We start from the raw sequence: 9,494 nt of genomic DNA, 5'->3' as shown, positions 1-9,494 counted from the left end.
GACCAGGGCATACCAACGTGTGGTTATGGCGTGCCGATCGGCGCCGTATCGGCCCTGCGTGGGGTGAAGCGGTTGCGATGGGGCATCAAAAGTTGCAGAGCGCGATGTGCGAGAACGGAATCCGCTCCCGCCCTGTTGATGGAACGAGCGTTCACATCACAGGTGGAGGGACGGATGGGCAAGGCGGAGTCCAAGAAGCAGCAGATGGCTGCGGGGGCGGCGCTGGCCGCCAAGCGCGGGGAACAGCCGGAGTCCAGCCTGCGCGGCGCATCGAAGGAAATGGCCAAGTCGATGAGCGAGAAGGAACTGCGGGAGATGGCGTCCGCGAAGCGCAAGGACCTGCCCACCCGCGGTTCGAAGGATGATGCGGAGAATTGATGTCGGGCTGTTGTAGGGGAATTGACGGGGGAGTCCCCCGTCAGTTCTGTTCCTGCGGGCGGAAGGTGGCGACGCGGTAGGCGTACCAGACGGCGATGGCGGCGATGACCAGCTTGGCCACCGGGTCCATCCACCCCGACACCTTGTCGTACTGCCCCTCCAGCAGATAACCCGCCCCGGCGAGGACCAGCGACCACAGCGCCGTCCCGATGGTCGAATAGACCAGGAAGCGGGCCAGCCCCATCCCGGCGATCCCGGCGGGAACGGAGATCAGCGTGCGCACCGCCGGGATCAGGCGCCCGATCAGCACCGACGCCCCGCTGTGCCGGCGGAACCAGCCCGCCGCCTCGTCAACCTGCGCGGGCGCCACCGTCAGCCAGCGGCCATGCCGGGCGGCCAGCCGCTTCAGCCGCTCGCTGCCCAGCCACCGCCCGGCGTAATACCAGAACAGCGCGCCCGCCACCGAACCCGCGGTGCCCGCCAGAACCACCAGCGGCAGGCTGAGATCCCCGCGGGCGGCAACGAATCCGGCCAGCGGCATGATGAGTTCCGATGGGATGGGCGGAAAGACGTTTTCCAGCAGCATCAGAAGCGCGATGCCGGCGTAGCCGCCGCTTTCGACCAAGTTTGTGATCCACTCGAACACGCGGTCCTCCGGTTCCGGTTGCCTGGATAACCCTCCGGCGCCGCGGGAGTTCACCGGCTGTGCGCTGACACATAACTCGGTTGGAAAATTCAGCTAACCCATTGATTTTCCGTCAGCGTGCGTCAGAAAAAGTGGTCAGCTTTGCCACAATTCCTGTCTTTCCAAGCTGGCCGTGCCACATATGTTGACATCGGCTTTCGCAAGGCTCTGGACTGCCGCTTTCCGGCTTTCCGGCTTTCCGGCTTTCCGGCTTTCCGGCTTTCCGGCTTTCCGGCTTTCCGGCTTCCGGTGCTCTCAGCTTGGATGATCGCTGAGGATCCGTGCGACGACCTGATACAGGTGCGTCGCACGCGGCCCTATTTCTACCAGCCGATCATGCACCGTGGCGAGGAGCGCCATGGTCTTCCGGTTCGGAAAAGCCGACGTGCGCTGGGTGGCCAGGTTGAGCATACGCTCAAGATCGCCGACATCCTGGGAGAGCACCGCAAGCCCGTTGGTGAGCCATATCTCGACGGAGAGATCGAGCGTATCGTCCATCAAGAATTCCATGCCACCACCACGGAAGTGCCCAAACTTCGAAAGAAAAAAGAGCACCTCATCGAGATCCAAGCCCGCCAGCAAGACCGGAAGCTCCAGGTCATGGTCCACGAGCATCGACTGCAAGAGGCGCGTCGCGGCCAGCACCTCAGCCGCGACGGTCACGGTCGGCGCCGTTGTCAGATCGAAATCGCAGAAGCACCGGCGAACAGACGATGTGCGCCAGTCCAGCTTCCTACCGCACGCTGGGCAGTCCGCGACCAAGCGGTTCAAGTGATGAATGCACGATCGTACGAAGCGCATATCCCACGCTATGCGATGGTATGACGCCTCTGCCAAGCACTGGGGGCAAATCCGTCGACCTTTGCGCATGAAGGCATCCGTAGAGATGTCGTGGCCAAGCACCGTCGACACGACGGTGCTGCCCTTCTGCCACGGGGGTGAGGCTGCGATCGCCTTGAGTGCGTCGAACTCCAGGCCCGCAACGGCGGCAAGACCCTCCACCTGTTCGTCCGGGTACCAGATCCGCGGGAAGCGGATGCGCGCTACGTTGGCCACCCACTCAACGCGGTTGAAGCGGTTCGCCTCCGCTAAGCGGGCCATGAAGCCATTGAGGCTCTCGCCAAGGATCGGTTCTCGGCGAAGCGGCAATTTGGCGAGCGGTTTCCTGTCCAAGATCGTCCCATAGCGCCAAACCCGCCTCGGCGCCAACGGCATCGAAGCACTCCATGACAGGGCCTTCCCCATCCGGTTGCCGTTGTGCCGCATATAGTGGATGGATTGCAAATGTTGACATGATTAACGTCTCAACCGGCGTCATGCTGCCGCGATTGATGTCCTTTTTGGTGGAGCGCGCCAGAAATGCTGTCCTTGCTGGTGAACAGCCATGGACAGCCGGGGATGTTGTTGGGGTCTATCCCTGCTTTACGAGGGAAGCCTTGTTCAAAGCTGTGTGGGCGTGCCTGCTCTGATCCCCTTCAGCCGCAGATGATCGGGGTGTCCGTGGGTGCATTCCGGTTCAGCGGGAAACCCTGGCGCCCGGGATGGCCCATGCGCACCAGCGATCTCTATACGCAGCCCGAGCAGATGGTGAAGGTAGGCATGTCCGTAAAGATCATACTGGGGAACCGATTTCGCATCGGCTTTTCGCAGATCGGCACCGCATGGGCACGCAGTGAGGCTTTTGCTCTTCCAGCCGAGCACCCGACCACACGTTTGGCATTGGTCGATGAGGCGCACCGCGTGTTTCAGGCAGACGGTCGCGAAGCTGAGATCCCAGTCCGCTTGGTGGTACGGCGACACCGCCAAGCAGAGTGGACATGCGCGCCGGTGTCGAACGGCGATCATCTCGGCTTTGATTGCATGACCAAGGAAATTTACCTGTCCCTGTCCAACCGGCCAGTATGCCATCCGAGCAAGGACGGGCGCTTCAATTCCGCTTATTGCCGAGAACGGGCGGAGATCGAAAGGGATCGATGCCGCCATGTCGAACTTGGTGAACGGGATCCTGACCAACCGCGCCAACCAGAGGGGGGTGTCGAGGTGATTGCGCTCGGCAAGGCGGGCCAGGAATCCGAGTAGGGATTCATTCGCTTCCGGAACTTCCCGAAGGGGAAGGCGCGCCGGAACTGGACAAGTGCTCACGGCGCATTCCTCCTTGTCAGGTACGGAGGAGATCCGCCTGCTTGGTCTGGCGCTCGCCCTTGCGAAGGCGTGTAACGCGGTGCGGCATTTCGTCGAGCGTCACCGTTTCAAGCGGCTTGAGTTCGGGCTCATCGAAGGGATTGAACCAATTCGTATCGTTGTCGTCCCGGTAGTTTTCCACGGTCTCACGCAAGGTGCTGTAGCTGATGCAGGGCTCATTGGCCTCAAGGGCGGTAATGGCGGCCGCGACCAGCAGGTCAACAGCCCTACCGAGGAGGCCCTCCGAGAAATAGTGAATGCGCATGGCCACCGACGGGTTGATGAGATTCGATGGCATACTGAACGGCAACTTCTTCTCGTATTGATCAAGAACCCCGCGGAAAAAATCCTGCTGGGAAGGGTCGTTCCAGTCGAAGGGATGGAGGACGGGGCGCCCATAGGAGCGACGCTTCAACTGCACATTCGCCTCGTAAACCGCCGCGGCTTTCGGCATTCCAGCAAGCACGAACGGGCAGATTGCGGCGTTCAGCAGCCCCTTGACGAAATCAGCAGCCTTGTGGATGACACGGTTGCTCTTTGAGTCGATGAGGTGATGAAACTCGTCGAGAATGACCATGCGCACCTCCTGTTCGCGCAGGTGATGTTTCACCCGTTCGGTGAGCGACACCTCTGTGCCCTTTGAGACGAGTTCCTCAGGGACGCCGAGCGCGCGCAAGATGTGCTCTGCCAGCGCCTTCGGTGTGCAGTTAGGCGGCACCTCGATGTAGAGGATCGGGCACTTCGTTTTCAGCGGCTCCTCGCACTTGGGAAACATCGCGACCCAACGGAGCAGCAGAGCGGTCTTGCCGCTGCCCGACAGCCCGGTCAGCAGGAGGCACCTGGCAGGGCTACCGACCTGCGCTCCAAGATTTCCGTAATGGATAAGCAGCTTCAGGAACTTCATTACCCGGTCAGTGCCCGGGTGAGAAACAAACACCTTCTTCAGGTCGCTGACCTTCTGAATACATTCCGCAATGCGGTCAATGTCGGTGTTGAAGTTGATACGCTCATCGACAGCATCAAAGCTGTCGCCAATGGGCTGATTGTGCATGGAGCGCCTCCTCAAAAACTAATTACCGAATGGTTTCCGCAACGATTCCCGCGGCCGCGATACGAGCCCGAAGAGCCGCGAGGTCATCATTGTCATCGTCAGGCGGAATGATGGGGTCCGACTTGCGCGCGGCATTCTTCGGGTTTTGAGGGGGCGACTTGGGCACCGGCTGGGCTTCGCTTCCCATCTTTTCCGACGGGGCAGCGTCAGCTTTGGGCGCGTCCTGGGTGGGCACGACAATCTCGCTGAACTCGTCATCGCCGCAAACGGCGGCGATCAGGCGCTTGCTGGTCAGCTTCTTGTCGCGCTTGAGCTTCTGGATAAGCGCACGGAACTCCTGGCGGGATTCAAGCAGACCCTTGACCGTCACACGTTCATACTTCTTGAGACGCGCCTTGACGCGAGCGACAAGAATATTGTGCTCAGCCAAAGAAAGACCGTTGGTGTATTCGGGGTCCGTCGACGGGATCTCGATGTAACGCCCCGTGCGCCAATCCTGAATGCGGATGCTGGCAAGATTGCCGAACTCGACCTTGACCATGACTCGCTCCGGCTTGTCAGGGCGGTTGATGAGTGTGTGGAAGCCCAGCGACTTCTCGCTGTAGCGCAAGCCGTAGATTTCAATTCCCTTGCGGGTCAGGGTGCGTTCTTCGACATGGGACAGCAGCACATCGAGTTCGTCGGCCCGCGCGGGCATCTGAACCGGATGGCGGTTAACCCCCTCTTCCCAGCGCCTGATGGGGATGTCGTTGATGCCGCGGTGAAGGGACCTGGAATAATCGTCGACGATCCACTTCAAGACGGCGCCCCTGACATCGTCGAGCGTCATCACGGCCATCTTCTCGGCCTGGTAGTCCCCCCTTTGCTTGGTGTTCGAGAACGTCGTTCCGGGGATCTTGTGAATGACCTGCTTCGCCAAGCGCCCAAACCAGCGCTCGACCTTGCCCTTGTAGCGCGGCTTGCGCGCAGGGCAGTAAACGATATCAATGTTCAGGCTGAGGCAGGCTTCGGTGAAGCTGCGGCTGTGGAATTCCGGGCCGTTGTCGACGATGATTGTCTGGGGCTTCCCGAAGCAAGGCCAATCATTCCGGATGTTTGAGTAGCGATCGAGCAGATCCTTCTTCGGTTTGATCGCATTCCTCAGGCACATCATGACGGTGTAAGCGCCCGGCGGGTGGAACCCGATGTAAGCGCCGAGAATCATGCGCGTGTGACGGTCCAGGGCAACGGTGAGCCAGGGGCGCCCGAGCGGAATGTTGCGGTCGGTGTCCACGACGATGACGTCCAGCAGCGTGTGGTCGATTTCGACCTCTTCAAGGGGTTTGCTGCCCTGCGGACCCCCGACAACGGGGTCACAGGTGCGTTCAGCCTCGAGCTTGCCTCGCTGACCGCGAACGACAACATCCTTCGGGATTTCCTGAAGGAGACGATAGACGGTACGCAGGCTCGGACGCCGAAGCCTGCCATCGGCGTCGAGGTACTGTTTTTCCCTGCCTTCGAGGCTAAGGTTGTCGATGTGCGCGTTGGCTACCTCGAGAATGGACTCGGCCGATTCGCGATTCGGCTTGAGCCACATGTCTTCGATGGTGTCCCAGACGATTTCGTCGACCTCCGGGTCGAAGCGGTTCTTGCTGTTCCCCCGAAGATGGAAGCAGGGCGCGATGCAGCGGATATCGCGGAGGTCCGGCGAACCGATCGCAAACCACTTCGCCAGCCAGCGGGAAAGCTGGCGCGCGCTCGGGGGAGTCAGATCTCCTACGGCAACGGCGACTTCGGCGATGAGCGGGTCGAGCCGCTTCCGCGACCGCGTCCGCAACTTGCGCTCCACAAACGCCTTCATGTACGGCAGGCGCCGTTCCGCGTGCACCTTCACCTTCGGAGGAAGGTCGGAATAAGACCGCTCCAGCATGTTCCGGCGCCGCTCCGACAAGGCTCCGCTGGTGTCATGCAGGCGCACCAACTCCCCGTCGCCCCACAGGGTGGCGAGCTCGCTGTCAGGCCGCGTTTCAAAGCGGCCATCGCGGATGTGCTCCAGATTCAAAGCACCCGACTTCGCGCGGCTGTGGATGCGGTACCGTTCGCCGTTGATTTCGATGGTTTCGCCCAGCGTCCAATTAATGGGAGTCATCACAGTTCTCCTTTGTTGGGGCGCAGGACGGCTCCCTTGATGAGGCTGTTGGCGGACAGCGGAGCGTTCTCGATGTCGATGTCGAAGTACCCGCACATGGCCATCGCGTAGAGTTCGCCACGGCGTGCGGGCGAGAAGCCCAGAACCGCTTCGAGATCTCCGAGCGTGGACGGGCGGCGAACGGCGAATGCTTCAGCGACCCGCAAGCAAAGCCTTTCGCTGGGGGTGAATTCACGCGCCTCCAGCAGGAGCTTGGCGTTCGCTAAACGAGGCTGCCGCCGGATGACGGTTTCGGTGATGACCTCGAAGCTGATTCCGCGTTCGGCGTAGAGCACTTCGATGAGAGCGAAACGCTCCTTGTTCTCCGGAGTGTTCGCCTTCTCCTGGAACTTGATTTCGACCATGCGCACTGACCGGTCGGCATGCTCGACGCGCAGGTCGGGGAAGTAGCGATGCTCCTTGCCCTTGAGCTGATAGTGGCAGATCTCTGGCTGGGCGTAGAACGCGGTGACGGAGTTGTCGACCTCCATCAGGCGGAGGAAGTCGAGTTCCAGCTGAGATTCCCAGGGGACGTGGCTCTTCATCTTCACGCTGGAGAAGAGGCCGATGACCCGGGCCGTCCGCCTGGTGATTACCTTGCGGACGGGCTGGGTGCACACAGCGCTTGAAGCGCTGTGTGCAGGCACAGGTCGGGCACTGGCGCCCCTGCGCGCGGAAGGACCCTTCATTTTTAAGGTCTCCTGGAAGGCGATCGAAATCCCCGGGAGCGGTGCCCCGGTGTGTTGGAGGCGGCGGGGACTACGGTATTTGGGCGGCTGCGATGCCGAGCATTGCCGTCCGGTACAGGATGCGCCCGCGCATGTTCACCTGCGGCATGTGTTGGGTCCTCAGTCCATGGGCATCATGAAAGCCGGGCCATACCAACCCTGGAAGGCTATGCGTCAGGAGGTGGAGCGAGGTACCTTGGGCGGCGCGGGAGTGAGAGGCGTCGTGCTCTTGCAGCGCCGCTTTCCATTCTGCTCGCTCCAGTTGTGGAGCGAGGGCCAAGCGGTGCGCCGTACCGCCTTTTCCAAGCACTGCCGCAGCACCTTGTTAGACGGTTCCTCGAGGTGAACGTGCACGGCGACCGGCATGCGTGACACATTGTCAATGACCAGCGTCATCCACGGACCTGCGGCCGAGCCGTCTTCCTGCCGGACCATCAAGGGCATCCGAACGGACGCGGTGGAGAAGCTGATGGGCCTCTGGGGCCTCAGCAGGGACTCAATGGGCAGCGAACCCTGGGCGGCGTTCGAGGTCAGACGCGGCATGTGGGATCTCCACAGACGTGACGATGAACCCGTGTGGACCACACGGGTAGCTGGCCCTCAGCGGCTCAGCGTATCGACGACGTGGAGATAGAACCTGCGACCGGCGAAGGCCGGTTGTTCTCAGCGTTGATAAGGGCGAGATCGCAGATCATGGGTAACATGTAAGCCACGACGTGAATTGTGTCAATCGACTTCTTGAATTTCGATACCCGGCTCAGACGAAGGAGATGATGTAGAGAATGGTGGTGTCTCCAATGAGCTTATTTAAAATCGCTCCGGCTGTCCCAGTCTGCCCGTACGGGCGATCCCCTTCGGTCCGTTCTCCATGAAAGGCTCACGGGGAGGTGCAGTCGATGTGGAAAGTGGCAAGGATGGACGGCGTCAGCCCTTGGAGGCCGACGGCATCATTCCTTGGTGGACTCCACTGGCGTCTAACGTGACGCACACGTCGACGACGTCGAAAGGCAGGGTCTGGATGCCGTCGATGATGGTCCCGTTCTTAACAGGGTCGATCCGGTCCGCTTCCTTGATCGCCCATGCAGCCCAACGGTCCAGGTTGTTGACCGGTACCGGCAACTCCGCTTTGCGGGCGAGGACGGCGTGGACGTAAGTGCGGATCGTATCCGCTTGGTGAAGGGCGGTAGCTTGGCCGACGAGGCGCTCGATCCGTTCCCTTTCCTCCTTCTTCCGCTGTTCGCGCGCCTTTCGTTCTTCCTCAATCTTTCTTTGGCGTTCGGCTTTCACGAGTTCAGCCTGCCTTTCCACCAGCCACTGGTGATGGTGTAGGGCGTTCTCCCGGTGAAAGGTTTCGGCGGCGACGATTATCTCAACAACGATGGTACCGATCAGGTCCTCGAGCGGTGTCTCGTCGGTATCCTGCCAGGATTTCAGCACCGGCGTTTTGTGGGACTGGGAGTGGATCGTCAGCAGCAGGCATTCCTGCTGGCGGGCAGAAGATGAGGGCTTTCCTTTCGACGGGACCGGTTGAAGGGTGAAGGTGATGTGCTGACCACCGACGTGAATGCCCGCGTCGTGCGGATTCTGCGGCCACTTTGTGGTGTCGATGGAGGCGTTGCAGCCTGCTCGCGTAGCAGCTAGGAAAATGGCGTTCAGGATGCGAAGTCGCCGTTTTGCGATAGGCGTGTCGTAGCGCGGGGCGTCGAAGCTGAAGCGGGAGCGGATGTACTTTTGGCGGCGTTCCTCATCCTTTTCCAACAGGGTAACGATCAACCGGTGGGGGGTGTTGTTGAGCTTGGGGCAGGTCACCTTCCCGACCATCCTGCGGACGCGCTCCGTCAGCGCGCCCATGTCTTCCTCGAAGGTCGGCAGGGCAGGCAAGGGCGCATTTAGGCTGACACTCGAACTATAGTAGCCGCGGTATGTTCCGCTGCCGACCTCGATGGTGTCGGAGGCGCCTGGGAAACGGGGTGGGAGCTGCCGCTTGCTGGTCGGTTTGCCTGCCTGCTTCTTGGCCCAGTAGCCACGTTCAGGAACGGGGATGTTCGCGTGGCGGCACGCCTTTGCCAAGGCCACGTCGGACACCCCGACCTCGGCGGCGAGCGTCCGCATGGCTTGGGACCAGACAAGATCGTACAGTTCCTGACGTGTAAATTTCCGCGCCATCTTGCCCTAGCACCGGTTTAGGGTTGCAGTTGAATGTGGGCATGTTTGATGTGCGCGACTCCGCCCGACAAGGATTTTTTAATTGTATCACGTTAACACTCTACCCGTTGGTGTCGAGCATCGCGGTGAGTATAGGCA

Annotated in this window: 9 protein-coding genes; 1 reads left to right on the top strand and 8 read right to left on the bottom strand. The window is 60.9% G+C overall.

Features of this window, described 5'->3' with window-relative positions:
- Positions 1–174: 174 nt before the first annotated feature.
- Positions 175–378 (top strand): DUF3008 family protein, encoded by a 204-nt coding sequence (locus tag ACWPN7_RS31510; protein WP_040136338.1) that lies wholly within the window; start codon positions 175–177, stop codon positions 376–378.
- 40 nt (positions 379–418) lie between these two features.
- Here ACWPN7_RS31510 and ACWPN7_RS31505 read toward each other — a convergent pair whose 3' ends face one another.
- The 8 genes from ACWPN7_RS31505 to ACWPN7_RS31470 form a co-directional block, all read right to left on the bottom strand.
- Positions 419–1,024: a DedA family protein gene (locus tag ACWPN7_RS31505; RefSeq protein ID WP_459197067.1), complete on the bottom strand. Its 606-nt coding sequence runs from the start codon at positions 1,022–1,024 to the stop codon at positions 419–421.
- Between the two features lie 294 nt (positions 1,025–1,318).
- Complete coding sequence (locus ACWPN7_RS31500) at positions 1,319–2,278, bottom strand: TniQ family protein (RefSeq protein ID WP_492273716.1); 960 nt, start codon at positions 2,276–2,278, stop codon at positions 1,319–1,321.
- A gap of 225 nt (positions 2,279–2,503) precedes the next feature.
- Positions 2,504–3,205 carry a TniQ family protein gene (locus tag ACWPN7_RS31495; RefSeq protein WP_492273715.1) on the bottom strand — a complete coding sequence of 234 codons (702 nt, stop codon included), beginning with the start codon at positions 3,203–3,205 and terminating at the stop codon, positions 2,504–2,506.
- Positions 3,206–3,221: 16 nt separating this feature from the next.
- The gene (locus ACWPN7_RS31490; RefSeq protein WP_492273714.1) at positions 3,222–4,295 is read right to left on the bottom strand and encodes a TniB family NTP-binding protein; all 1,074 of its coding nucleotides are present in this window, start codon (positions 4,293–4,295) and stop codon (positions 3,222–3,224) included.
- A 22-nt stretch (positions 4,296–4,317) separates the two neighbouring features.
- Positions 4,318–6,423: a TnsB C-terminal domain-containing protein gene (locus ACWPN7_RS31485; RefSeq protein WP_492273713.1), complete on the bottom strand. Its 2,106-nt coding sequence runs from the start codon at positions 6,421–6,423 to the stop codon at positions 4,318–4,320.
- Positions 6,423–7,151 carry a TnsA endonuclease N-terminal domain-containing protein gene (locus tag ACWPN7_RS31480; protein WP_492273712.1) on the bottom strand — a complete coding sequence of 243 codons (729 nt, stop codon included), beginning with the start codon at positions 7,149–7,151 and terminating at the stop codon, positions 6,423–6,425. Before ACWPN7_RS31480 ends, ACWPN7_RS31485 begins: the two co-directional genes overlap by 1 nt.
- 213 nt (positions 7,152–7,364) lie before the next feature.
- Positions 7,365–7,733 carry a hypothetical protein gene (locus ACWPN7_RS31475; protein ID WP_492273711.1) on the bottom strand — a complete coding sequence of 123 codons (369 nt, stop codon included), beginning with the start codon at positions 7,731–7,733 and terminating at the stop codon, positions 7,365–7,367.
- Positions 7,734–8,114: 381 nt separating this feature from the next.
- A complete protein-coding gene (locus ACWPN7_RS31470) occupies positions 8,115–9,302 on the bottom strand; it encodes a hypothetical protein (protein WP_492273710.1) in 1,188 nt (395 codons plus the stop codon).
- Between the last annotated feature and the right edge of the window lie 192 nt (positions 9,303–9,494).

The organism is Azospirillum sp. UENF 312511 (assembly GCF_058780635.1).
This window is presented reverse-complemented; position numbering and strand designations above follow the sequence as displayed.